This window comes from Pectobacterium parmentieri, from assembly GCF_001742145.1.
Taxonomy (GTDB): Bacteria; Pseudomonadota; Gammaproteobacteria; order Enterobacterales; family Enterobacteriaceae; genus Pectobacterium; species Pectobacterium parmentieri.
In genome coordinates, this window is record NZ_CP015749.1 from 888,871 (window position 1) to 914,058 (window position 25,188).

24 protein-coding genes, 2 pseudogenes and 1 riboswitch are annotated in these 25,188 nt (G+C 52.7%); of the genes and pseudogenes, 20 read left to right on the forward strand and 6 right to left on the reverse strand.

The genetic code is table 11. The features are described 5' to 3' along the window. Positions 1-39: 39 nt before the first annotated feature. From bioB to A8F97_RS03875, 6 genes and pseudogenes are all read left to right on the forward strand, one after another. On the forward strand, positions 40-1,077 hold the full coding sequence (gene bioB, locus A8F97_RS03855; protein ID WP_014700565.1) for a biotin synthase BioB: 1,038 nt from the start codon (positions 40-42) through the stop codon (positions 1,075-1,077). 39 nt (positions 1,078-1,116) lie between these two features. Beyond that, entirely contained in the window at positions 1,117-2,274 is a 1,158-nt protein-coding gene (gene bioF / locus A8F97_RS03860) for an 8-amino-7-oxononanoate synthase (RefSeq protein ID WP_033071734.1), read from the forward strand. Continuing rightward, positions 2,255-3,016: a malonyl-ACP O-methyltransferase BioC gene (gene bioC / locus A8F97_RS03865; RefSeq protein WP_014700563.1), complete on the forward strand. Its 762-nt coding sequence runs from the start codon at positions 2,255-2,257 to the stop codon at positions 3,014-3,016. The genes bioF and bioC overlap by 20 nt, the downstream gene beginning before the upstream one ends. Further along, complete coding sequence (gene bioD, locus A8F97_RS03870; RefSeq protein ID WP_015730826.1) at positions 3,009-3,692, forward strand: dethiobiotin synthase; 684 nt, start codon at positions 3,009-3,011, stop codon at positions 3,690-3,692. Before bioC ends, bioD begins: the two co-directional genes overlap by 8 nt. A gap of 263 nt (positions 3,693-3,955) precedes the next feature. Continuing rightward, positions 3,956-4,033: pseudogene (locus A8F97_RS25100) on the forward strand (IS1 family transposase); the annotation flags it as partial. Between the two features lie 35 nt (positions 4,034-4,068). Beyond that, on the forward strand, positions 4,069-5,145 hold the full coding sequence (locus tag A8F97_RS03875) for a hypothetical protein (RefSeq protein WP_025918648.1): 1,077 nt from the start codon (positions 4,069-4,071) through the stop codon (positions 5,143-5,145). Between the two features lie 21 nt (positions 5,146-5,166). Here the strand turns inward: A8F97_RS03875 and A8F97_RS25105 are convergent. After that, positions 5,167-5,336 (reverse strand): annotated as a pseudogene (locus tag A8F97_RS25105) (IS1 family transposase); the annotation flags it as partial. Positions 5,337-5,940: 604 nt separating this feature from the next. Between A8F97_RS25105 and A8F97_RS24320 the strand changes: the two are divergent. The 4 genes from A8F97_RS24320 to A8F97_RS03890 all read left to right on the forward strand — a co-directional run bounded on the left by A8F97_RS24320 (position 5,941) and on the right by A8F97_RS03890 (position 9,344). Then, on the forward strand, positions 5,941-6,108 hold the full coding sequence (locus A8F97_RS24320; protein ID WP_154665132.1) for a hypothetical protein: 168 nt from the start codon (positions 5,941-5,943) through the stop codon (positions 6,106-6,108). A gap of 24 nt (positions 6,109-6,132) precedes the next feature. Then, positions 6,133-8,145: an excinuclease ABC subunit UvrB gene (gene uvrB, locus A8F97_RS03880; RefSeq protein ID WP_014700560.1), complete on the forward strand. Its 2,013-nt coding sequence runs from the start codon at positions 6,133-6,135 to the stop codon at positions 8,143-8,145. A 62-nt stretch (positions 8,146-8,207) separates the two neighbouring features. Beyond that, positions 8,208-8,639: a VOC family protein gene (locus A8F97_RS03885; RefSeq protein WP_014700559.1), complete on the forward strand. Its 432-nt coding sequence runs from the start codon at positions 8,208-8,210 to the stop codon at positions 8,637-8,639. A gap of 129 nt (positions 8,640-8,768) precedes the next feature. Then, positions 8,769-9,344: a hypothetical protein gene (locus A8F97_RS03890; RefSeq protein WP_015730824.1), complete on the forward strand. Its 576-nt coding sequence runs from the start codon at positions 8,769-8,771 to the stop codon at positions 9,342-9,344. Positions 9,345-9,349: 5 nt separating this feature from the next. Here A8F97_RS03890 and yvcK read toward each other — a convergent pair whose 3' ends face one another. Continuing rightward, positions 9,350-10,258 (reverse strand): uridine diphosphate-N-acetylglucosamine-binding protein YvcK, encoded by a 909-nt coding sequence (gene yvcK, locus A8F97_RS03895; RefSeq protein ID WP_014700556.1) that lies wholly within the window; start codon positions 10,256-10,258, stop codon positions 9,350-9,352. Positions 10,259-10,531: 273 nt separating this feature from the next. After that, positions 10,532-10,680: riboswitch (molybdenum cofactor riboswitch) on the forward strand. Here yvcK and moaA point away from each other — a divergent pair. The 6 genes from moaA to A8F97_RS03925 all read left to right on the forward strand — a co-directional run bounded on the left by moaA (position 10,668) and on the right by A8F97_RS03925 (position 14,240). Beyond that, on the forward strand, positions 10,668-11,657 hold the full coding sequence (gene moaA, locus A8F97_RS03900; RefSeq protein ID WP_033071733.1) for a GTP 3',8-cyclase MoaA: 990 nt from the start codon (positions 10,668-10,670) through the stop codon (positions 11,655-11,657). It overlaps the preceding riboswitch by 13 nt. 34 nt (positions 11,658-11,691) lie before the next feature. Beyond that, a complete protein-coding gene (gene moaB / locus A8F97_RS03905; protein WP_014700554.1) occupies positions 11,692-12,210 on the forward strand; it encodes a molybdenum cofactor biosynthesis protein B in 519 nt (172 codons plus the stop codon). A gap of 18 nt (positions 12,211-12,228) precedes the next feature. Beyond that, complete coding sequence (gene moaC, locus A8F97_RS03910) at positions 12,229-12,723, forward strand: cyclic pyranopterin monophosphate synthase MoaC (RefSeq protein WP_005972828.1); 495 nt, start codon at positions 12,229-12,231, stop codon at positions 12,721-12,723. Beyond that, complete coding sequence (gene moaD, locus A8F97_RS03915; RefSeq protein WP_033071732.1) at positions 12,720-12,965, forward strand: molybdopterin synthase sulfur carrier subunit; 246 nt, start codon at positions 12,720-12,722, stop codon at positions 12,963-12,965. Before moaC ends, moaD begins: the two co-directional genes overlap by 4 nt. A 2-nt stretch (positions 12,966-12,967) precedes the next feature. Then, on the forward strand, positions 12,968-13,420 hold the full coding sequence (moaE, locus tag A8F97_RS03920; RefSeq protein WP_014700552.1) for a molybdopterin synthase catalytic subunit MoaE: 453 nt from the start codon (positions 12,968-12,970) through the stop codon (positions 13,418-13,420). 112 nt (positions 13,421-13,532) lie between these two features. Beyond that, complete coding sequence (locus A8F97_RS03925; protein ID WP_015730823.1) at positions 13,533-14,240, forward strand: Bax inhibitor-1/YccA family protein; 708 nt, start codon at positions 13,533-13,535, stop codon at positions 14,238-14,240. A gap of 233 nt (positions 14,241-14,473) precedes the next feature. Here A8F97_RS03925 and A8F97_RS03930 read toward each other — a convergent pair whose 3' ends face one another. From A8F97_RS03930 to hlyD, 4 genes are read right to left on the reverse strand one after another with little or no spacing between them, the layout of a single operon-like run. Next, positions 14,474-15,610 (reverse strand): ABC transporter permease, encoded by a 1,137-nt coding sequence (locus tag A8F97_RS03930; RefSeq protein ID WP_015730821.1) that lies wholly within the window; start codon positions 15,608-15,610, stop codon positions 14,474-14,476. Between the two features lie 9 nt (positions 15,611-15,619). Beyond that, positions 15,620-16,795, reverse strand: coding sequence for an ABC transporter permease (locus A8F97_RS03935; RefSeq protein WP_033071731.1), 1,176 nt, complete (start codon positions 16,793-16,795; stop codon positions 15,620-15,622). Further along, positions 16,788-18,530 (reverse strand): ATP-binding cassette domain-containing protein, encoded by a 1,743-nt coding sequence (locus tag A8F97_RS03940; RefSeq protein ID WP_033071730.1) that lies wholly within the window; start codon positions 18,528-18,530, stop codon positions 16,788-16,790. The genes A8F97_RS03935 and A8F97_RS03940 overlap by 8 nt, the downstream gene beginning before the upstream one ends. Next, positions 18,523-19,551 (reverse strand): secretion protein HlyD, encoded by a 1,029-nt coding sequence (gene hlyD, locus A8F97_RS03945; RefSeq protein WP_033071729.1) that lies wholly within the window; start codon positions 19,549-19,551, stop codon positions 18,523-18,525. Before hlyD ends, A8F97_RS03940 begins: the two co-directional genes overlap by 8 nt. A gap of 519 nt (positions 19,552-20,070) precedes the next feature. Between hlyD and A8F97_RS03950 the strand changes: the two genes are divergently transcribed. From A8F97_RS03950 to A8F97_RS03965, 4 genes are read left to right on the forward strand one after another with little or no spacing between them, the layout of a single operon-like run. Next, positions 20,071-22,176, forward strand: a complete 2,106-nt coding sequence (locus tag A8F97_RS03950; RefSeq protein WP_033072066.1) for a TonB-dependent receptor — start codon at positions 20,071-20,073, stop codon at positions 22,174-22,176. Beyond that, complete coding sequence (locus tag A8F97_RS03955; protein ID WP_033071728.1) at positions 22,166-23,176, forward strand: ABC transporter substrate-binding protein; 1,011 nt, start codon at positions 22,166-22,168, stop codon at positions 23,174-23,176. Before A8F97_RS03950 ends, A8F97_RS03955 begins: the two co-directional genes overlap by 11 nt. Next, positions 23,173-24,162, forward strand: coding sequence for a FecCD family ABC transporter permease (locus A8F97_RS03960; protein WP_033071727.1), 990 nt, complete (start codon positions 23,173-23,175; stop codon positions 24,160-24,162). The genes A8F97_RS03955 and A8F97_RS03960 overlap by 4 nt, the downstream gene beginning before the upstream one ends. Beyond that, positions 24,155-25,186, forward strand: a complete 1,032-nt coding sequence (locus A8F97_RS03965; RefSeq protein ID WP_033071726.1) for a FecCD family ABC transporter permease — start codon at positions 24,155-24,157, stop codon at positions 25,184-25,186. The genes A8F97_RS03960 and A8F97_RS03965 overlap by 8 nt, the downstream gene beginning before the upstream one ends. Positions 25,187-25,188 lie beyond the last annotated feature (2 nt).

Here is a 25,188-nt window from a genome sequence, read left to right on the forward strand (position 1 = left end):
TTTACACTGGCGAAACGTTTTTAGTTTGGAGATGCCGAGATGGCTGACCGCATGTACTGGACGCTTGAGCAAGCGCAAGACTTATTTAATAAACCGTTTCTGGAACTGATGTTTGAAGCCCAGCAGATCCACCGCCAGCATTTTGATCCCCGCCAGGTACAGGTCAGCACGTTACTGTCGATAAAAACCGGTTCCTGTCCTGAGGACTGTAAATATTGTCCGCAGAGCTCCCGCTATCGGACAGGGATTGATACTGAACGGTTAATGCAGGTCGAACAGGTTTTGGATTCGGCCCGTCAGGCGAAAGCTGCGGGATCGACGCGCTTTTGTATGGGCGCCGCGTGGAAAAACCCGCACGAGCGCGACATGCCTTATCTGGAACAGATGGTACAAGGCGTTAAAGCGATGGGGATGGAAACCTGCATGACGCTGGGGACACTGCACCACGATCAGGCGGAACGTCTGGCTTCTGCGGGGCTGGATTTCTATAACCATAACCTCGATACCTCGCCGGAGTTTTACGGCAGCATCATCACCACCCGCACGTATCAGGAACGTCTGGACACACTGGATAAAGTGCGCGGTGCGGGCATTAAAGTTTGCTCGGGTGGCATCGTTGGGTTGGGTGAAACCGTGCGCGATCGCGCTGGGCTGCTGGTGCAACTGGCTAACTTGCCAACGCCGCCGGAAAGCGTGCCGATCAACATGTTGGTTAAAGTAAAAGGAACGCCGCTGGCGGATAACGAGGATGTCGATCCGTTTGATTTTATTCGGACTATTGCCGTTGCGCGCATCATGATGCCGGCCTCCTATGTGCGCCTGTCCGCCGGACGTGAGCAGATGAGTGAGCAAACGCAGGCGATGTGTTTTATGGCCGGTGCGAACTCCATTTTCTACGGCTGCAAACTGCTTACCACGCCAAACCCGAAAGAAGACAAAGATCTGGCGCTGTTCCTCAAGTTAGGTCTGAACCCACAGCAAACAGGAACCGAATTTGGGGACAACCAACAGCAGCAGCGCTTGGCAGAACAGTTGATTAACGCGGATAGCGAGCAGTTTTATAATGCTGCGGTATAACGCGTGGTACGCAAACCACGGGATAAGGCGTAGTGAATCATGAGCTGGCAGCAACGTATTGAAGCCGCGTTGGTACAGCGTCAGCATGATGATGCTTATCGCATGCGGCTGGCTAATCAAGGCGGTAGCGGACGCTGGCTGATGCAGGACGATCGCTGCTATCTGAATTTTTCCAGTAACGATTATCTGGGGCTGAGCCATCATCCCGAGATTGTGCGTGCCTGGCAGCAGGGTGCAGAGCAATACGGTATTGGCAGCGGCGGTTCCGGCCATGTAACGGGGTATACCGATGCGCATGCCGCGCTGGAAACTCAGCTTGCCGACTGGTTGGGTTACCCGCGTGCGCTGCTGTTTATTTCCGGCTATGCCGCGAATCAGGCCGTGGTGGCTGCGCTAGCACGGGCGGAAGACCGGATTTTGGCCGATAAACTCAGCCACGCTTCATTGCTGGAAGCGGCCGCACAGTCACCGGCGACGCTGCGGCGCTTTAAACACAATCAGGCTGATAGTCTGCAAACGTTGCTGGAGAAACCGACAGACGGCCAGACGCTGGTGGTGACCGAAGGTGTGTTCAGCATGGATGGCGATACCGCGCCACTGTCTGCATTGCAGGAACAGTGCAGGGCACACGATGCCTGGTTGATGGTGGACGATGCACACGGAATTGGTGTGCTGGGTGAAGAAGGCCGTGGGAGCTGCTGGCAGCAGGGCATCAAGCCTGAGCTACTGATCGTTACGTTCGGTAAAGCGTTTGGCGTCAGCGGTGCAGCGGTGCTGTGTGCGGAACCGTTGGCCGAGTATTTCCTGCAATTTGCCCGTCATTTGATTTACAGCACCTCGATGCCAGCAGCACAGGCCTGTGCGATGAGCGAGGCGGTCAATTGTGTCCGGCAGGGTGACGCACGGCGTGATGCGCTACGGCGTAACATCGCGCAGTTTCGCGCGGGCTTTTCCAACTCGTCATACCAACTGATGGATTCACAGAGTGCGATCCAGCCGCTGATTGTTGGCGAGAACGCGCGGGCGCTGGCATTGATGACCCATCTGCGTGAACAAGGCGTGTGGGTTAGTGCGATGCGGCCGCCGACGGTGCCACCTGGCAGTGCACGTCTGCGAATTACGCTGACGGCGGAACATCAGCCGGAAGATATCAGCCGCTTGCTTACGGTGTTGCACCATGCTGACAGAAAACTATAACAAACAGGCGATTGCGCAGGCGTTTGGGCGGGCGGCGGGATGTTATGACCGCTTTGCCGAACTGCAACGCACTAGCGGAGAACGCCTACTGACGCTGATGCCGCCACACCGCGGTGTAGAGGTATTGGATGCGGGGTGCGGAACCGGGCATTTTAGCCACCACTGGCGTCAGATGGGAAAAACGGTCACCGCGCTGGATTTATCGGCGGCGATGCTCGCACATGCGCGTGAGCGGCACGCTGCGGATCGTTATCAGGAAGGGGATATCGAAAATCTGCCGCTGGCGGATTGTTGTGTGGATATCAGCTACAGCAATCTGGCCGTGCAGTGGTGCAACTCGTTACCGCGTGCGTTGGCAGAGCTATACCGAGTGACGCGACCGGGCGGCGTGATTGCGTTTACCACGCTGGCGGACGGCTCTTTAAGCGAACTGTCACAGGCGTGGCAGCGGTTGGACGACACGCAGCGGACGAATCACTTTCTGCCGCTCTCTGCGATTGACGCGGCCTGTCAGCCTTATCGACATGATTTGGTGCAGGAGCGTGAAGTGTGCCTTTTTCCCGATGTGCTAGCGTTGATGAAATCGCTAAAGGGGATTGGGGCGACCTGGCTGCATGACGGGCGCACGCCTGGGCTATTGAGTCGAGCCCGTCTGGCTGCATTGTCCGCTTGCTATCCGCAAGAGCAGGGCGGCTATCCGCTCAGCTATCAACTGGTTTATGGAGTGATTTATCGTGATTAAACGCTGGTTTGTGACGGGCACAGATACCGAAGTCGGGAAAACCGTTGCGAGTACGGCGCTGCTTCAGGCGGCGCGTCAGGCAGGATACCGAACCGCGGGCTACAAACCTGTGGCGTCCGGCTGTGAGATGACGGCTGACGGCATTCGCAACAGCGACGCGTTGGCGCTTCAGGCCAATAGCAGTATTCATCTTGATTACTCAATGGTGAACCCGCTGGCGTTTATGGAACCGACGTCACCGCATATTATCAGTGCGGCGGAGCAGCGGCCGATTCATCTTTCAGTGTTGTCGGCAGGGTTACGTGCATTAGAAATGCAAGCTGATTGGGTACTAGTCGAAGGTGCTGGCGGGTGGTTTACGCCGCTGTCGGAGCAGGAGACGTTTGCTGACTGGGTGGTGCAGGAACAGCTTCCGGTGATTTTAGTGGTCGGTATCAAACTGGGCTGCATCAACCATGCGATGCTTACCGCCCAGGCGATTCAACATACCGGTTTGCACCTTGGCGGCTGGATCGCTAACGACATCATGCCGCGAGGAAAATGGCATCAGCCGTATCTCCACACCTTGCAACAGCGCTTGCCTGCACCGATGCTGGGTGAAATTCCTTATTTATCGACTCTTCATCAACATGATCTGGGGCAGTATATTGATATTGGGTTATTAGCCTATCCGTAGGCCTCTTAGAGCCGATCCCAATAGCGTTTATTCCAGACAACAATGCCACAGAAAAAATGCAACATCGCCTCATAGTTTTCAGTTTTTTTCTCCCGACGGATTAGGGCCAGGCAAAAGTGGCCCTGAACATTAACATTGGGCATTCGGGAACATCAAAAGCGCGTATTACTTATTAATGACAACTCCTTTTGTGTTGGGGCTTAGCCACGTGTCCACTATTCGTGGAATAGGATCAGTACCGAAGGAGAGAAACATCTGATCGGAAAATATTTACTCAGGGTATTGAACGTAATAATCTAACGCAGAGAGCCAGAATAAAAAGGCCAGTCCGAAAAATATTATTCCTGAATAATCTAATTTTTATGGTGATCGTAATATGTACAGTGTAGATAAGAAGATAACACCGCCTAAATCAATTTATAGTCATTATGTCTTGTTTGCCTTTTTAGCCTTGTCTCTATTATTTCCCCCTGATTCTAAAATTCTACCACTATTTATCCTCATAATTACGCTGATTGTTATTTCAATTTTTATTTTTCCCCGTTTCTGGATAATAGGTAATGTGTCTGGCGTTGGTACGAGTAGAGGGAAAAGAGTGAGAAGATGGAGTAGATATAAAAGGTCTCTTGTATTGATATATGTGGCAGGGGTTTTAACACTGTTCTTCTTGTTTTTCACAGAAGTGGTGGGCTATTATAATATTGCAATGTCATTCCTTGTTATTTCTGCTTCTTTAATGTTTGTTTCAATTTACTTTTATATCTCTAACTCTAATTGGTATTTCGAAAAAGATAAGGGGGTGATTATTTGGGGTGCTCAATTCATATCAATTTTTATCGCCTATTGTATACTTTCTTGGGCGAAAAATAGCACGATGAACTATATGGATTTGACTTATGGTGACGCTTCTTCTCGAACTATAATATATGCTTATTTTATTATATTAATGATTGTCTTATCATTTGTTTTTTCTGGTTTTATTTATATGTTTATAACTTTATTTGAAAGTAAGGTGATTGATAGACAATTTAATACAACCGTTGGGAAAAATGTTAAGTTATGTATAAAATACGATTCAATACCCGTTTCCATGCCTTTTATGTTATTGGTATTTATTATTTTTCTTTGTTATTTTAAACATCATGTGGCTGTTGATAGTTATTTCATTAGGCAATCAATAGAATTTGATTCTTCAGAGGGGTTCTATTGTGCTGGTGGATACAAAACATTTGGTAGTGACAAAGAGGCCAGGTTTATTAAAGTCTCGGATAATGATTACAGAGCGTTTATTTTCGATGGTTACAATATAAGTTCATATCGCTTATCATGTATGGACTCATATCCTTATTATAAAATGAGCTTTATATTAAATAAGGCTGAAAGTATAAGAATGAAAATGAAGCTTGATGAGCTTAATGATGATTTAAATCATATTATTAAAATAAAAAGATGAATTGTCAGTAACACCTACTAATTAGTAGAGCATGTACTTTTCAATGAAGGCTCCGATGACCTTTCGTGTCGCTCTGCAGAATGTGGCAAGCGAGGGGTCAACCCTTTTATTTTGGTTCTCAGCGTCAGCAATTCATGACAGGCTTCATCTGTTCGTGGATCAAAGGTGTAGGCCAGTACGCCACCCGTTTTTTGTATTGAAGGAGGCTGATCGGTTTTTTTTTGAATACAGGTATAGATCAATAGATAAAACCTTCTTGAATTCTTCTCTACCCCACGAGGTGCCTGAATGGTGGCATGGGAGCCTCCGGCTGTTTTTAGTCTTTTTCCGTCTAATACTTATGCGATAAATCACAGAAAGCATGTGAAGAAAATCCATATCAGGAGGGATCGTGAATGAAGCGGGTATTTCCCTAACTCAGGGCTGATGCGGGGTTGTGGGAGTTATCCACCATTTCTGTGGATAACTATGTGCATTATGGATAGACAACGCGTCCTAAGCGAGAGCTGGCGCGGGTTGACGCTAGGTTGACGCTATTCTCCACGCTTTTGTTAATCTATTTATTATCATATGCTTAAGTAAAATCAAGCATCTTGAACATCAATAGTGCGTCGTTGCATAAATTAACATCACTGGTCATCCCTGTATGTTACATTTTTACCTAATCTGGGGATAAATCATGATTATTTTATCTGGTAGATTCCAGATGGATGTGCTAGCAAATTGATTTGTCGATTAATCATCCAATCCGGCGATAATTTCCTTGATGCTGTTTTTATATCCAGTATCATGACGGTGGCAAATTTCATCATTGGCATTCAGAATAAAGCATCGTGCGTCACAGGTAGTGAGTACGATAGCGGTACTTCTGACGACATCATTGCCGTGCCAGAAATCGTCAGTCTGTATCTTTTACCTGCCTCCGTGCGTCCATCCACGAACATCGTATTTAGCGATGAGTAATAACGATAAGTAGCGTGCTTAACGATGAGTAAAGTATTTACACTGCATTCCGACTTTAAACCGGCAGGCGATCAGCCCGAGGCTATTCGTCGTTTAAAAGAAGGCCTGGAGGACGGGTTAGCACACCAAACGCTGCTCGGAGTAACAGGTTCAGGTAAAACGTTCACGATAGCCAACGTGATTGCCGATCTCAATCGGCCGACAATGATGCTGGCGCCGAATAAAACGCTAGCCGCTCAACTGTACGGCGAAATGAAAGAGTTCTTCCCTGATAATGCTGTCGAGTATTTTGTCTCTTACTATGACTACTATCAGCCAGAGGCCTACGTTCCAAGCTCAGACACCTTTATTGAGAAAGATGCGTCGGTTAACGAACATATCGAACAGATGCGTCTTTCAGCGACAAAAGCGCTGCTGGAGCGGCGCGATGTGATCGTTGTGGCCTCGGTGTCCGCTATCTACGGTCTGGGAGATCCCGATCTCTATCTGAAAATGATGCTGCATCTAACGCAGGGGATGCTGATCGACCAGCGTGCTATTTTGCGGCGTCTGGCAGAATTACAATATGCCCGCAACGATCAGGCATTTCAGCGCGGTACGTTTCGCGTGCGTGGTGAGGTGATCGATATTTTCCCTGCGGAGTCTGACGAAATAGCGCTGCGCGTTGAATTGTTCGATGAAGAAGTGGAACGGCTGTCGCTGTTTGATCCGTTGACGGGGCATGTTCTTCAAACGGTGCCGCGCTATACCATCTACCCGAAAACGCACTACGTCACGCCGCGTGAGCGTATTTTACAGGCGATGGAAGACATTAAAGTTGAATTGGCCGATCGTAAAAAGGTGTTACTGGCCAACGATAAGCTGGTGGAAGAGCAGCGCCTGAGCCAGCGCACGCAGTTTGATCTGGAGATGATGAACGAGCTTGGTTACTGCTCCGGTATCGAAAACTACTCACGCTATCTTTCAGGTCGTGGCCCCGGTGAGCCACCGCCGACGCTGTTTGACTACCTTCCTGCGGATGGGCTGTTGGTGATTGATGAATCCCACGTCACCGTGCCCCAGATCGGCGGGATGTATCGCGGCGACCGTGCGCGTAAAGAGACGCTGGTCGAATACGGTTTCCGGTTGCCTTCGGCGCTGGATAACCGACCGATGAAGTTTGAAGAATTTGAAGCGTTGGCCCCGCAGACGATCTATGTGTCTGCGACACCGGGTAACTATGAGCTGGAAAAATCGGGCGGTGAAATTATCGATCAGGTGGTTCGGCCCACCGGATTGCTCGACCCGCTCATTGAAGTACGGCCTGTCGCGACACAGGTGGACGACCTGCTTTCCGAAATTCGCCTGCGTGCGGTGATTAACGAACGTGTGCTGGTGACGACGCTGACCAAGCGGATGGCGGAAGACCTGACGGAATATCTGGAAGAGCACGGCGAGCGGGTGCGCTATCTGCACTCGGATATTGATACCGTCGAGCGTGTGGAAATCATCCGGGATTTACGCCTTGGTGAGTTCGATGTGCTGGTCGGTATCAACCTGTTGCGTGAAGGGCTGGATATGCCAGAAGTGTCGCTGGTGGCGATTCTGGATGCTGACAAAGAAGGCTTCCTGCGCTCTGAACGCTCCCTGATCCAGACGATTGGCCGCGCGGCGCGTAACCTGCGTGGCAAGGCTATTCTTTACGGTGACAGAATTACAGCGTCAATGGCGAAAGCGATTAGCGAAACAGAGCGGCGTCGCGAGAAGCAGGAGGCGTACAACACCGAGCACGGGATTGTGCCGCAGGGAATTAATAAGAAAATTTCCGATATTCTGCAACTGGGTCAATCGGCGAGTAAAGGCAAAGGGCGAGGTAACCGTAAAGCGGCAGAACCCGCAGCGCGTTATGAACTCATGACGCCGAAGGCGCTGGAGCTGAAAATCCGCGAGTTGGAAAGTAAGATGTTAACGCACGCGCAGAATCTTGAATTCGAAGAGGCTGCCGCCTTGCGCGATGAAGTGCAGGCATTACGCGCACAATTTATTGCCGTCTCTTAGTGCTCGCTGCCTCTTCACGATCGCAGCATCATGACGATGTGGCATACGGTTAAGGAATCATTATGAACCCTATTATACCGGGCGTAGATGTATTATTTGTGGCGGGTTTCGGACCTATTGTGAAATCACTGACTGCCAGTCATATGCTCTATGTCGATACGCTGAAGTTACCGCTGAAACCGGTAGCGGAAGGGAGCGACTATCTGGTGACCGATGTGATGGACGGGGTGAAGCATTTCGCCCTGTGGCCGCTGTCACAGGCCAGCGAATCTTGTTTCGGGCAGGCAAGTTGGCCAAAGGATCTTCCTGAACCGCAAAGCTGGTTGGAATTTGAAGTCGCGGATATGGTGCAAGCGACAGCGGCGCTGAAAGTACAGGGCTATGTGCTGCTGGTTGAAAACCGTCTTGAACCTTGGGGACAGCAGGTTACCCGCTTCCTGAGCCCCGAGGGGATGCTGATTGGTGTGACTTATACGCCGTGGTTGCGGGATTGAAGGGAGCCGCGATTAATGTTTCCTTTTTGATGCGATGCCTCATTGTCAGGGGGGAACATGAGAAAATACGGCAGTCGCTAACGACATCTGGGAACGGCTGACTCCTGAAGCAAGACGAGGTTCTAAGAGATGATTGATAGGGAATTAATCAAAAATAACGCCAAAACATTTCTTATTGTTGTTGCGGCGTTGTCTGGTTGGACGATATACAACTATCAGCAAAAAATGCAGTTTGAGGATTATCGCAATGAGCAGCTTAATCAAATTCGTGAAAGGGAACTCGCGTTGGTGAAGCAAACATCGGTTGTAGATTTTCGTGAACAGCAGTTAGCAACGCGTGAAGAGACGCTTAATAGCCAGATTCGACAAATAACTGAGCGTGAAGGGCGGCTTGACCTGCGTGAGCAGAACGTCGCGCTTTCGGTTAAGTCGCTGGAGCCTGAATTAAGAATCAACAAAGTACGCGATGAGCTTTCTGCTTTGATGAGCAAGTTCTCTGATTTAGGCGTAAACCTTGCTCATCTTCCACCGTGCAATGACGCCGATATGTTGAAACGCTATTTCCAGGCTGAAGCAATTCTGCATGAGATTGGCAGTCGCGCTCAGGCGGCGAAAATATACGAGGAATACCGCCCGTTCATCAGCATGAATACCCCAATGTTGGTGAACATGGAGCGTTGTGAAAGCCCGAATATCCCGCGGTAGTCAGTTTATCCCAGCCTTTGCAGTACGACGTCTATGGCTTGACGCAGCAGTTCGCGATCGTGATGGTGTGGCACGTCCTCTGCAGCCAGCGGCTGCTGTACAACCAGACGGTTATTAATCTGGCTGACATCGACTTTCGGACCGACGATGACGGCATCAACCACCGGTTTTCCCACTTTGTGTTCGATCCAGGACAGCTTCTCCACCAGCGTCAAACGGGCAGCCGGATTGCTTTGTTCACTGCCCAAGTTGCCGATATATACCATGGGCGCGGGCGTGTGGCGGAGTGCTTGTGTCAGCTCTTTCAACAGCAGCAGTGGCATGAGGCTGGTCAGGAAACTGCCAGGGCCGATCAAAATGAGATCGGCTTTGGTGATGGCATCAATGGCCTCGCCCGTGGCCGGTACGGTCGGGTAGAGTTGCAAATCTTGCGGTAAGGCTGCCAACTGATCGATCTCAACTTCGCCATAAACAGGGTTGCCCTGTTCATCAATCGCCATTAAATCGACAGGATGCTCGGACATCGGAATTAAAAAGGCATCCACCTTGAGCAGATTGCGAATCAGGTTGATGGCTTCCAATGGACGCACGCTCAGGTGATCGAGTGCTTTTAGCATCAGGTTACCCAGATTGTGCCCGGCAAGTTCGCCGTTACCGTTAAACCGATACTCAAACATCGCAGATGCCACGCTGGGTGTAGTGATCAGTTGGTTCAGACAGTTGCGGGTATCGCCCCAGGCAATGCCGCCTTCGGAGCGACGGATACGGCCAGTAGAACCACCGTTATCCGTGGTCGTGACAATGCCAGTCAGCCGTGAATCCAGGGAAGAGAGCGAAGACATAACACGACCTAAACCGTGTCCGCCTCCTAATGCGACAACCCTGTCAAGGTCGGCCAACGTGCGATTGCGCATAGAAACCTTATTAATAATGAATAACGAGTGACGATCGCCGCTAAGGTAGCCGATTTTACCTTAAAAGGCGAAAAATCCTCACACAGGCATGACCTAAGACAATTTCTGTCGCGTATTTTTCCGTATGCTGTGCAACATAAGATATTGAAAATACGTTATATATTTATTTATATACCGATTTTGAGAGTGGTTAGCTGTGCTTTTTCGCAGTAGACTGCTCAATGAAATCACGGTTCTTCATCGGTTATTCCGCTGCGGGTTAACGGATAAACGATGAGAATCAAACTCCTAGCCTTGGTGCCTAAGTGATGCGCTTATCGCGCGTGATACGGTGCTTCGGCCGTGGCCTTCGCGGTCACCAGGGTGCGAGGTAGAAATGCCTGCATCTCCCGTATTTGGAAAGGTGTTTATGGTGAGTCAACTGACTGATGCGTTTGCGCGCAAGTTTTACTATTTGCGTCTGTCTATCACAGACGTCTGCAATTTTCGCTGTACCTACTGTCTGCCGGATGGTTATCAGGCCAATGGCACCAATCCACATCGTTTTTTGTCACTCGATGAGATTCGTCGTGTCAGCCGCGCTTTTGCCGAATTAGGGACGGAAAAAGTCCGCCTTACCGGCGGTGAGCCGTCTCTGCGTCGTGACTTCGTCGACATCATTGCTGCAATCCGAGAAAATCCGGCGATCCGCACGCTGGCGGTGACCACTAACGGTTATCGTCTGGCGCGAGATGCTGCGCAATGGCGTGATGCTGGACTCACGGCGCTGAACGTGAGTGTCGACAGTTTAGATGCACGCCAGTTTCATGCGATTACCGGGCAGGATAAATTCCGCCAGGTAATGGACGGCATTGATGCGGCATTTAACTGCGGTTTTGCCAAGGTAAAGGTCAATACCGTGTTGATGCGTGATGTGAACGCGGGCAGCCTGCAAACCTTTCTCGACTGGATTAAACACCGTCCGATTCAACTCCGCTTTATTGAACTGATGGAAACCGGTGAAGGAGGAGAACTCTTTCGTCGCCACCACGTTTCCGGCGAGGTGATCCGCCAACAACTGTTGCAGCAAGGGTGGCAACAGCAGCAACGCGCACGCAGCGATGGCCCAGCCCAGGTGTTTTACCATCCTGATTATCAGGGTGAAATCGGGCTGATCATGCCGTATGAGAAAGATTTTTGCCTGAGCTGCAACCGTCTTCGTGTGTCTGCTATCGGTAATTTGCATCTGTGCCTCTTTGGCGAACAGGGTATCCCACTGCGTGATTTGCTGGCTGACGATCGCCATCTTGATGATTTGAAAATGCGTATTTCGGGCGGGTTGTCGACGAAGAAGCAGACTCACTTCCTGCATGACGGCAATAGCGGCATGACGCAAAATCTGTCATTTATCGGCGGTTAATCCGCGACATCACTGATTCTTAAAGGAACCTGACATGAGCAAAGTTAGCAGCGAATTCGTTTCTCTCAATCTTGCGGTTCTGACCGTTTCCGAACGCCGTGCGGCGGAAGACGATACCTCCGGAGATTATTTGCGCGAAGCGGCACAGTCGACAGGACATCGCATTGTCGCCAGCGCCATCGTGAAAGAGAACCTGTACCAGATTCGAGCACAGATTTCGGCGTGGATTGCCAGCGACGAGGTGCAGGGCATTCTGATTAATGGCGGGACGGGTTTTACGGCGGGTGATGTGGTGCCGGAAGCCATTAGCGTCTTGTTCGATCGGGAAATTGAAGGTTTCGGTGAACTGTTTCGGATGGTGTCGTATGAAGATATTGGTACGGCGACACTGCAATCCCGTGCGCTTGCCGGTCTGGCTAATCAGACGGTGATTTTCGCGATGCCGGGTTCGACGCGCGCCTGTCGAACGGCATGGGAACGTATCATTCAGGAACAGTTGGATGCGCGTCAGAAACCGTGCAATTTTTATCCGCACGTGAAAAAATCCTCTTAACGGTAAGCCTTGTTCATTATGTCATCATCTAAGCCACAACTAACCCACATTAACGCCGCTGGCGAAGCCGCGATGGTGGATGTTTCCGCCAAAGCTGAAACCGTGCGCGAAGCGCGCGCGGAAGCCTTCGTTGAAATGGCACCGCAGACGCTAGCGATGATTATTGCCGGCAGCCACCATAAAGGGGATGTGTTCGCTACCGCGCGCATCGCCGGGATCCAGGCTGCAAAGCGTACCTGGGAGCTGATTCCGCTCTGTCACCCGCTACTGTTGAGCAAAGTTGCCGTCGAACTGGAAGCGCAGCCGGAGCACAATCGGGTTCGCATCGAATCCGTCTGCCGCCTGACAGGGAGAACCGGCGTGGAGATGGAAGCGCTGACGGCTGCCTCTGTTGCCGCGCTGACTATCTATGACATGTGCAAGGCCGTGCAGAAAGATATGGTGATTGGGCCGGTGCGCCTGCTGGCGAAAAGCGGCGGCAAATCTGGCGACTTTACGGCGGAGGGATCATGATTAAGATTCTGTTTTTTGCACAGGTGCGTGAGCTGATCGACACAGAAAGTCTGTCGCTGCCTGCCGATTATGCCACCGTGGAGGACGTGCGACAGGCGTTGTGCCAGCGTGGCGCTCGTTGGGAATTAGCATTGGAATCCGGCAAGCTGCTCGCAGCGGTCAATCAATCACTGGTTGAGCTGTCGCAACCGCTGCAGGACGGTGACGAAGTCGCCTTTTTCCCACCGGTAACCGGAGGTTGATCGTGGCAGAGACGCGCATTCAGGTCGGCGAAGAGAATTTCAACGTAGGTGATGAATATCAGTGGCTGGCGCAGTGTGATGAAGACGGTGCGGTGGTGACGTTTACTGGGAAGGTTCGTAATCACAATCTGGCAAAAAATGTCAGCGCGTTGACGCTGGAGCATTATCCCGGCATGACGGAAAAGGCGCTGGCGGAGATTGTCGATCTGGCGCGCGAACGCTGGGAACTGCCGCGTGTGAGTGTGATTCATCGGGTAGGCGCACTCTATCCGGGGGATGAAATTGTGTTTGTCGGCGTCAGTGCCGCCCACCGCAGCGCGGCGTTTGATGCTGCCCAATTCATCATGGATTACCTGAAAACGCGCGCGCCGTTCTGGAAGCGGGAGGCGACGCCGGAAGGGGATCATTGGGTTGAATCACGCGACAGCGATAAACAGGCTGCGCAACGCTGGTAGTTGATTTCTGTGTTAGGATAAAAGGATGGCGGGGAGAGCATTTTCAGCCTCGATCCCCCAAACAGGCGGTTCGCGCCGCGTTAATCAGATAACTTTATGCAAAGGTAACATCATGGATAGATATCCACGCTCGGGTTCAATCGTTGAACGCTCGCAGTCTGGTCTCCAGGCCTATATGGCACAGGTTTATGGCTGGATGGGCTGCGGCCTGCTGCTGACGGCGTTCGTCTCCTGGTATGCGGCGCATACGCCAGCCGTGTTTGATTTTGTTTTCTCCAGCCGGGTTACGTTCTTCGGACTGATCATTGCCCAACTGGGGCTGGTCTTTGTCATTTCTGGCATGGTGCAACGCCTGAGTGGTGCGGTTGCCACGTCGCTGTTTATGCTCTATTCCGCGCTTACGGGACTGACGCTATCCAGCATTTTCGCGGTTTACTCTACTGAGTCTATCGCCAGCACCTTTGTCATTACGGCGGGGATGTTCGGGGCGATGAGCCTGTACGGCTACACGACGAAGCGTGATTTAAGCGGCTTTGGTAGTATGCTGTTTATGGCGCTGATCGGGATTATTCTGGCCTCGCTGGTGAATCTGTGGCTGAAAAGCGAAGCGCTGATGTGGGCAGTGACTTATATCGGTGTGGTGGTGTTTGTCGGTCTGACCGCATATGACACCCAGAAGCTGAAAAACATTGGCGAACAGTTGTCCGTTGATGATAAAGACAGCTTCCGTAAATACGCCATCGTGGGTGCGTTGACCCTGTACCTCGATTTCATCAACCTGTTCCTGATGCTGCTGCGTATTTTCGGTAATCGTCGTTAAGGACAAGGCTGTAACCTAAATGCTTCACTGCGTTATGTGAATCAGTGCAAAGGTTTCGGGCGTGTCAAACATAGCGTTTTTTGTGTCTCATCACACGCCCGACAAGGAGCGCTCAGTTGCCGCAGCTCCTTGACCTATGGCTGTTTGGCGTTAATTGTGCCGCTCACACGGCGGCCACGCCACCTCAGCACAATTTTTTACGCCACTTGGTTATCTTTTTCCCTTATCTGCTATTACGCGATATTCCGCCGGAAAATCGCGTAAGCTGCTGAACCTGTGGTTAACGTGATGATAAGCAGCGGCCATAAACTGCCCCAGATAATGCTGAAATTTGCGTCCTTGAGATAAATCTGCTTGGTGATATCCGTGAAATGACGGATAGGGTTAATCCAGGTGATGTGCTGCAACCAGATCGGCATGTTCTCAACCGGTGAGACATAGCCGGAAAGCAGGATCGCCGGCATCAGGAAGACGAACACGCCGATAAACGCCTGCTGCTGTGTGGCACAGAGCGAGGAAATCAGCAGGCCAAAGCCGACCAGCGACAGGCCGTAAATGAGCATTGTGGTGTAAAACAGCAGCAGCGATCCGGCGAAGGGAATATGGAAAATCAATATGCCTGCCAGCAGTACGATCGTGGCCTGAAACGTGGCGACTATCAGCGCAGGCACGGCTTTGCCAATGAATATCTGGCTAGTCGATAGTGGCGAAACCAGCAACTGTTCCAGCGTGCCCTGTTCCCGCTCGCGCGCGACGGAGAGCGCCGTAACAATCAGCACGCCGATAGTGGCAATCATGGCAATCAGCGACGGCACCACAAACCATTTATAGTCAAGATTTGGGTTATACCAGTGGCGTACCACCAGCTCGCTGTTGTTTGTGTTTGAACTGTTCTGATTCGCACTGCTTTGAGCCGATCTAGCCGCCAGCAATTCCAACTGATAGTCACGCACGATGTGCTGCACATCGTTGGCGGCGATCTGTGCGCTGTTGGAGCGTCTGCCGTCCAGAATAAGCTGAAGTGAGGCGCTGTTCCCGCTGGCAATATCACGCGAGAACTGCGGCGGGAAACGCAGAATCAGCAGTGCTCGCTGGTTATCCAGCGTCGGTGTCACGTCCTGCGGGCTATGTAACATCAGCACGTGAGAAAAGGACTTTGCCTTGGCAAAGCGCTGCGTCAATTCTATGGCGTGGGGGCCGCTATCTTCGCTGTAAATTGCAATGGTTGCGTTAGTGACGTCGAGCGTCGCTGCGAAAGGAAACAGGGAAACCTGAAGGATAACGGGCAGTACCAGAATGGAGCGCGTTTGTGGATCGCGCAGCAGCGATTGCAGTTCCTTAATAATCAACGTCCACAGACGATGCAGCATAATCGCTCCCTAATCCAGCCTGCGCCGGGTTTGCCAGGCCGTCAGGCCAATAAAGACAATCGCGGAGAGAATCAGAAACAGCAGGTTAGTTATCAGCACCGTACCGATATTTCCCGCGAGAAACAGCGTTTGCAGTGTGCTGACGAAGTAACGTGCCGGAATGATGTACGACACACCCCGGACAAATTCCGGCATGCTGTCGATTTCAAAAATAAAGCCGGACAGCATGATAGCTGGCAGAAATGCTGCATTTAGCGCCACCATCGCAGCGTTGAACTGGTTGCGGGTGAGGGTGGAAATCAGCAACCCCATGCCTAGCGTACTGGCAAGAAACAGGCTGCTGATAACAAACAGCAGCAGTAACGATCCGCGATAGGGCACCTGCATGATGAAGGTGGCGACCAGCATACACAGCGTCATGGCGATCATCCCAAGGACGTAATACGGGATGAGTTTGGACAGCAGCAGCTCGGCACGGGTGACCTGCGTAGAGAGCAAGGCTTCCATTGTCCCGCGCTCCCATTCACGGGCAATGACCAGCGAGGTGAGGATAGCTCCAATCACCGTCATGATGATAGTAATCGCGCCGGGAATGATGAAATGCTGGCTGATGGCGGCCGGATTAAACCAATAGCGTGATTGCACCTCAATGAGTTGTTCGAACGTGTTGCCGCGATCTTCCGCCCGCTGCTGTTGCCACAGCAGCCAGATGCCTTCTGCGTATCCCTGAACAAAGTTTGCCGTATTGGGTTCGCTGCCGTCGGTGATGACTTGTATCGGCGCACGATCGCCCGGTCGCGCCAGCCGTTCGGCAAAATCAGTTGGGATCACGATCAGACCACGGATGCTGCCTGCCTGCATTTGTTGAATCAACTGCTGGCGGTTATTGCTGATGGTCGGCGTGATAAACGGTGAGGCTGCAAACGTATTCGCCAGATCGCGCGCGTCTTCACTCTGCTGCTCCATCAGGATACCGACGTGCAGGCGGCTGGAATCCAGATTGATACCGTAGCCGAAGATAAACAGCAACAGCAGCGGAATTACGAACGCGATCAGTCCGCTGCTGGGATCGCGCAAGATTTGGCGCGTCTCTTTCAGACACAGTGCCCGCAGACGACGAGCGGAAAAATGCGTGCTGCCGTGCTGGTTCGTTTTATCCTGCTCAACGCTATTCTGTTCAACCATGTTCCGCTTCCCCGTCGTATGCCTGAATCAGCGCGATAAACGCTTCTTCCATCGTCGGCGATGGCGTTTGTGCGCTGGCGGCCTGATGTTTCAGCTCGTCCGGCGTGCCGCTGGCGATCAGTTTGCCGCGATATACCAGCCCGATGCGGTCGCAGTATTCGGCTTCGTCCATGAAGTGGGTGGTGACCATGACGGTGACACCGCGATTAACCATGCCATTGATGTGTATCCAGAATTCGCGCCGGGTCAGCGGATCGACGCCGGAGGTGGGTTCGTCAAGAAACAGAATGTCGGGTTCGTGCATCAACGCACAGGCCAGTGCCAGTCTCTGCTTGAAGCCCAGTGGCAGGGCGTCCGGCGTTTGGCGGTAAATCGGTTGGAAGTTGAAGGCTTCGGTCATACCGGCTATTTTATCGCGCTGCGCTTTACCCTTGAGCCCATAGACGCCGGAGAAGAACCGCAGGTTTTGTTCGACGGTCAGGTTGCCGTAGAGCGAGAACTTTTGCGCCATGTAGCCCAAATGCTGGCGTGCTTTGCCGGAGCTGGTTTTCAGATCCATATCGAGCACCAGCGCCTTGCCGTCAGTCGGTATTAGCAGGCCACACATCATCTTGAAAGTCGTTGATTTTCCCGCTCCGTTCGGGCCGAGCAGGCCGAAAATTTCACCGCGTTTTACGTGAAAACTGACATGATCGGTTGCGGCGAAATCGCCAAATTTTTTCGTCAGCGCTTGTGCTTCAATCACCGTTTCACCGCCGCTGATATCAATCTGCGGCATGATGCTCGCCAGCGATGAATCACTGGCCGGGCCGCCGCCCAGCAGATCGATAAACGCATCTTCAAAACGCGGATCGGTATCGTGCAGGCTGTTGGCGTCCAGATGCAAAGCGGAGAGTAGCGCTGTCCGATCGGCATCGGGTGTTAGCATCAGCCGGACGTATTGCCCCTGGATCACGCCGTCGCTGACCTGCGGCAGACGCAGCGCTTCCTGCAACACATCCCGATGTCGTCGCGTTCCTGTGTCAACCAGAATACAGCGTCCCGCCATGCGTGCGGTCAGATCGCGTGGCGCGCCGCGATACAGCAGTTCGCCTTCGTTCAGCAGCAGCACATCCCGACACTGTTCCGCCTCATCAAGGTAAGACGTACTCCACAAGATTAACATGCCGTCGTCGGCCAGTTCGTGCACCATCTGCCACAGCTCACGGCGAGAAATGGGATCGACGCCTACGCCCGGTTCATCCAGCAGAAGCACCTTAGGTTGCCCCAGTAACGTACAGGCCAGCCCCAACTTTTGTTTCATACCGCCGGACAATTTGCCTGCCAGTCTGTCGGTAAAGCGGGTTAAGTCGGTAAATGACAGCAAGCGGTCAAAGGTGCCTTTGCGCACATCGCCGGTGATACCGCGTAAGTCGGCATATAGCGTCAGGTTTTCCATCACCGTCAGATCCTCATACAGGCCGAATTTTTGTGGCATGTAGCCCAAAATGGCATGGAGCTGACGATCCTCGTTGATGGGATCAAGGTTGGCGACGCGTAACGAGCCGTGGCTAGGTGTTAACAATCCCGCCAGCATACGCAGCAGGGTGGTTTTCCCCGCGCCGTCAGGCCCGACCAATCCGGTCACAGCACCGCTGCGAATCTCGGCGGTAAGGCTGGCAAGTGCGGGTTTTTCCTGTCCGGCAAAACGCTTCTCCAGCCTGTCCAACGCAATCTGGGTGGGAGAATCAGTCATGACGAACGGGCTCATTGGCGCGATTGGTCTCCTCGTTGCGCACGTCCTCAAAACGCAGTGTGACCGGCATCCCTTGTCGTAAGCCGTCATCGGGATCGTTAACCACAATACGCAGGCGATAAACCAGATCGGTGCGAAGATCTTCGGTTTCAACGCTCTTTGGCGTGAATTCGGCGCTTGGCGAGACAAAACCGATTTTGCCATGATAAGGCTGGTTTGGACGGCCATCGGTGTAAATCAGCATTTGGCTACCGGGTACAACGCGACCGAGTTCTTTCTCGCTGACATAGGCGCGTACCCAAACGGGGCGAGTTAGAGAGAGGGTGAAAACGGTGCTGCCCGCCGTCAGCATACTGCCTTTTTCGGCGGCACGGGTGAGGATCACGCCGGGAGACGGTGCAAGCAGTTCAGTGTCCTGCCTATCTAATTCAGCTTGTGCCAGTCCTGCTTCGGCCTGTGCTACCGTCGCCTGTGCCGCGGCGATTTCCTGTGGCCGGTTGCCGCGCTCAAACTGGGTTAATTTGTCTTTCGCTGCCTGTAGTGTTGCTAGCGCCTGATTACGTGCCGTTCTGGCATCATCCAGCATGTCGGCGGAAATGGCGCGTTTATCCCACAGTCCCTGCTGACGTTGATAGAAACTGTTGGCATAGTCATAGGCAGCCTGGCTTTGGGCAACCTGAGAGCGTACCTGCGCGATCTCTTCCTGTCGGTAGCCTTCCTGTGCCAGTTGAAGCTGTGCCTGCGCGCTGGCGAGATTCGCCTGTGCCTGATGCTGTGCATTCATGTAAGGCGCGGCGTCGAGCGTTGCCAGCGGCTGGCCTGCTTGTACGGTATCTCCCTCGTCAACCTTCAATTCAGCGACTCTGCCGCCGACGCGGAAGGCCAGATTGACGGTGCGGATATCCACATTACCGTAGAGCGTGAGTGGTTTTTCCTGCTGCTGTTGGTGGTGATAGAAACCGTAACCTGCACCGAGCAGGACAAGAACGAGGGCGGCGAGCGCCAGTTTTCTCTTGTTCATCACGCATAATTCCTTGTTTATCAGCGGTGAGCTTGTCAACGGTAGCGATCCCGCCGGCCGTTCAAAGGACGCGTCGTCTCTTATTTCTATAAGATCTTAATCATATGACGGGTTACAGAGGTTTATGGCGATTTATAGCGATCTGCCTCACAAAAATACAGGTCTCCAATCGATGGTTCTCACGTATGACCGCTCGTATCCGGCATAACACCTTATTTTTGTTAAGGAGTTGAAAATTAACTGTAGCTATTGTAATTAATTCAATTGAATGATAATAATTGTTATTAGCAATTACATTTTTATTGGTACTGATATCGTGGTTTGGCAGCATTGAGGTTATGCCACAGGGGGATAACCCCAGCATTCACTGTCAGAACCGATAGCAACCCGCCAAAGTGTTTCGCGTAAGGCGAAGCATTTTGGCATTTTTTTGTCTGTGCTGCGGTGAGTGGTCTGTCATAGGCAATGGCTTTTATTCACGGTTGGATATTTAACCAAAGGGGAAGGACAGTGAACCAGATGCGCACTTTACTTGCATTGATGCCATGCGTGCTGATTGCTCCGGCGTATGCACAGGATGACACGACCAAAAAGGGTGATTCGAGCGGTGATGAGATGGTGATTACCGCCTCACGCTCGAATATCCAGCAGCAGAAAGCGCCGCAGGTGGTCACGGTGATTACCAAAGAGCAAATCGAGCAGCAGATGCAGGTCACCTCCGACTCGTCGCAAATTCTAAGCAATCTGCTGCCTTCGTTCTCCCCTAGCCGTCAGAAAATGAGCGGCGGCGGTGAAACCTTCCGCGGTCGTGCTGCTCTGGTGATGATCGACGGCATTCCTCAGTCCAACCCGTTACGTCCGACCGGGCGTGAGATGCACACGATAGACTACTCGATGGTCGAGCGCATCGAAGTCATCCACGGCGCGAATGCCACCAACGGCATGGGTGCGACGGGGGGCGTGATTAATATCATTACTCGTCGACCGGAAAATGGCTCATTTAATCAGCACGTCAACGTGCAAACCACGATCCCGACGGAAAAGATTCGCGGCGAAACCGCCAGCTATAAAACCACCTATCGGGTGGATGGACGCGAGGATTATCTCGATTATCTGTTCGCGATTGGCTATGAGAATCAGGGGCTGTATCTGGACGGCAACAATCGGCCTGTCGGTGTGGATAATACCCAGGGCGATACCATGGATTCCCGCGCTTACGACTTATTAGCAAAAGTCGGGTATTGGCTGGATGACTATCAGCGCATTCAACTGAGCGTGAACCGCTATAACATTAAAAATGAGAATAACTATCTGAGCGTGGATGGTATCCGTAGCCAGGGGATCCCGACGACGTCAGTACGGGGTACACCACGGGGTGAAGCACCCCATAACAGCATATGGACGACCGGCTTTACTTACGAAAACCATGATCTTGCAGGAATGAAACTGTCGGCTCTGCTTTTTAACCAGCGCTATGAAGCATTATTTGGCGCGACGAATTCATCTTCTTTTCAGGATACGTCGATTGCTCCAGACAAAACGCTTTACGATCAATCTCGCTCAGTAGCCAATAAATACGGCACCAAGCTGGCGCTGACCAAGGACGATTTACTGGACGACACCCTGAAAGTCACGGTCGGTTTCGATACCCTGTACGATAAGGGTAAACAAGACCTCTACCTGACCAAGCGTACCTATGTGCCGGAAACGGAATACACCAACTATTCCCCGTTTATTCAGGGTGAATATCAACTGCTGGATAACGTCACGTTGCACGCGGGAATTCGTCATGAAATCGCCAAGCTGAAGGTCGGCGACTATCAAACGCTGGCGTCTAACAATGGCGTGACAGTACAAGGCGGTAGTCCGAAATTTAATGAAACGCTGTATAACGCGGGTATCGTCTATGCGGCGACGGATTCGCTGAGTCTGTTTGCCAACTACTCGGAAGGGTTCGGTATGCCGGATGTGGGGCGTGCGTTGCGGACCATCAAACGTTCAGGCGTTAGTCTGAAAAACTTTGACGGTTTTAAGCCTGTTGTGACGGATAACGTAGAGACAGGGTTCCGTTTTAAGCGGGATAAGTTTGATTTTGAAGCCAGCTATTATGAGTCCAAATCGAAACTGGGCGAAAACGTGACGGAGAGTGGTGGCGTATTTTTGTCCGAACGCCGGCGCACACAGATTCGCGGTGTTGAAGTGACCGCGGGCTATCAGATCAACGAGCAGCACAAAGTTAATGCTTCCTATGCGCACAGCGAAGGAAAGTATGACGACAATAAAGATGGCAAAGTGGATAAAAAATTCAACGGCCTGAATATTGCACCGGATCGCTTGATTACCAGTTGGTCGGCGAACTGGAATGATAAGTGGAGTTCGTTCGTGCAGGCGAATTATGCCTTTGGCCGCAGTTTTGACGATGCGGGTATGGCGTTTGATGGTTACCTATTGATGGATGCTGCCGTGGGTTACAAGCTGCCGTATGGTCGCCTCAACGTGGCGGTGGCGAACCTGCTGGATAAACAGTACATCACCTACTATTCGCAGGCGGGGCTTGTTAACGATACGCGCTATTTCTCCGGGCGCGGCCGCGCGGTAACGCTGGGTTATTCGATTGATTTCTAAGCTTAACCGATTTAATTCCGTTCTCAATTCAGCAACACGGCAGCGTTTTACGCTGGCCGTGTTGTTGCCTTTTCTGCTGGTGACGTTAGTGCAGGCGGCAGAACCATCGCGTCAGATTCAGCATGCGCTGGGCGTGACCACTGTGACAGGGACACCGCTGCGCATCGTGACGCTGTTTCAGGGTGCGACCGACTCCGCTGTCGCATTGGGTATCAAGCCGATTGGCGTGGTGGAATCGTGGACGGAGAAGCCGATTTACCGCTATTTGCGTCCGGCTTTGCAGGACGTGGCGCTGGTTGGGCTGGAAACGCAGCCTAGTCTGGAAACTATCGCGTTACTCAAGCCCGATCTCATCGTGGCGTCTACCTTTCGGCATGAGAAAATTTACGGTCTGCTGTCGCAGATCGCGCCGACGATTGCGCTGGATAGGGTGTCGGAATTTAAGGATACGGTCCGGATGATGGGCGTCGCGCTGAACAGAGAAGATAAGGCGAACGAGATTTTATCCCACTGGGATCGGCGTGTGAATGCGCTGCGTGATCGGTTGAAAACCCGGTTCGGCGCGCGCTGGCCGCTCAGCGTGTCCATTCTCGAATTTCGTGAAGATCATATGCGCAGCTATTTGCCCGCCAGCTTTGCCGGATCGGTACTGGCGGAAATCGGTTTTGTCTGGTCGCGGCCCGAAAGCTATACGTCGGGCGTGATGCAAAAACTCACCAGCAAGGAGAGCATTCCGGTGGTGGACGCCGATCTGTTCTTTGTTTTACTACGCTCAGACAAGCCGGCGGTGGCACAGAACTACCGGGATTGGCAGGCTCACCCGCTCTGGCAGCGGCTGCGGGCGTCTCGGCAGCAACAGGTGTATCCGGTGGATAACGTGGCCTGGAGCCTGTCTGGCGGTATTTTGGGGGCGAATCATATGCTGGATGATATCGAACGACAGTTTGCCGCTCCTGCGGGTAAAAAAAGCAATATTGCAAGGGAGAGCACGACACGATGAGACAGAGCATCGTGACGGCAGCGGGTATCGCATTATTGCTGCTGAGTATCGTCGCCAGCCTGATGCTGGGACAGACCACGATTTCATTTGGTGCGGTGTTCAACGCGCTATTCCATTACGATCCGCAGCAGATCGATCAGATACTGGTGTTGACGACTCGCCTGTCACGGACGGTGATTGCCGTCGTTGTTGGTGCCAGTCTTGCTGTTGCCGGTGCTTTAATGCAGGCGTTGACGCGTAATCCGCTGGCATCGCCGGGGATATTCGGCATTAATGCTGGAGCCATGTTTTCTGTCGTGCTGCTGTCCTCGCTGTTGACCTTTTCCTCGCAGGTAGCGCTGGCCTGGACGGCCTATCTGGGCGCGGCTGTGGCTGGCGTCATGGTGTATGCGCTGGGAACGCTCGGCAATGCGCGTTCCAGTCACTTACGCATCGTGCTGGCTGGTGCCGCGATTAGCGCACTGTTTATCTCGTTTACGCAGGCGCTGCTGGTGATCAATCAGGACGGGTTGGACAGCATGCTGTTCTGGCTGGCCGGTTCGGTGTCTGGGCGCAATCTGTCGATGTTGTTGCCGCTGCTGCCATACTTTGTTATCGCACTCTTCCTCGCGCTGCTGCTGGCACGTCACTTGAATATTCTGGTGGCGGGCGACGAGATCGCCAAAGGGCTGGGACAGCGTACCGCGCTGGTGCGTGCGTTGTCCGGGCTGTGCGTGATCGGGCTGGCGGGCGGCGCGGTGGCGATAGCCGGAAATATCGGTTTTGTCGGGCTGATCGTGCCGCATATTGTGCGTCGCGTGCTGTCTGCCGATCACCGCTGGCTGTTGCCCGGCTGCGCGATTTTCGGTGCCACGCTGTTGCTGCTGGCGGATGTCGCTTCGCGTCTGCTGATCGTGCCGCAGGAAGTGCCGGTTGGCGCAATGACTGCGCTGCTGGGCGCGCCTTTCTTCATTTATCTGGCGAGAAGGGGGATGCGGTATGGATAAGGTGTATACCGTGCGCGTGGGAATGGTCTCGCGTCAGATTGATCGCCGCACGTCTGCGGTGGCGCTGTCGCTCCTGCTGGTGTTGCTAGCCGTCGTGTTCCTGTCGCTGTCATTAGGGCAGGTGGTGCTGTCTCCCACGCAGGTGATGTCAGCGCTGCTGGGAAAAGCAGACAGCGGCGTGCGTTTTATCGTCAACGATCTGCGTTTGCCGCGTGCGCTGCTGGCACTGCTGGTCGGCGGCGCGCTAGCGATATCCGGCTTGATTCTGCAAAGCATCGTGCGCAATCCGCTGGCCTCGCCGGATATTCTCGGGATTACCAGCGGCGCATCGGCGGCAGCGGTATTCTTCCTCTCGTTTCTGGCGACGGCGATAAGCCAGCGTTGGCTTCCACTGGCGGCAATGGGTGGGGCGTGGGTTACCGCGATTGCCATTTACCTACTGGCCTGGAAGCAGGGCGCATCGCCGCTGCGCTTGGTGTTGGTTGGGGTTGGGCTGTCCGCCATCATGGGCGCGGCGGTCACGATGATGCTGGTGTTTAGCCCGATCGGAACGACATTGACGGCCTATGTGTGGCTGACGGGCAGTATTTACGGCGCACAGTGGCAGCATGTGTCGGCGCTGGCGGGTTGGTTGCTGCTTGGCGCACCGTTTTTGGCGGGGCTGGCGCGGCATGTCAACGTGCATGAGTTGGATGATGCGCTGGCCTGCGGCGTCGGTCAGTCTGTCGGGCGTATCCGGCTTGCGTTGTTAACACTAAGCGTCGCGCTGGCAGGGGCAGCGATTGCTTATGCCGGTGCGATGGCATTTGTCGGCCTGTTGGCACCGCATATTGCGAAAAAGCTGGCAAGCCGTTCATTCCCCGGCTTGGCGCTGGTGTCAGCGCTGACGGGCGGTTTATTGGTGATGGTGGCCGATTTACTTGGCCGCACCGCGTTCCTGCCGCTGGATCTACCTGCTGGCATCTTTATCTCCGTCCTAGGAACGCCTTTCTTTATCTATCTATTGCTTCGGCAACGCTATTGAGA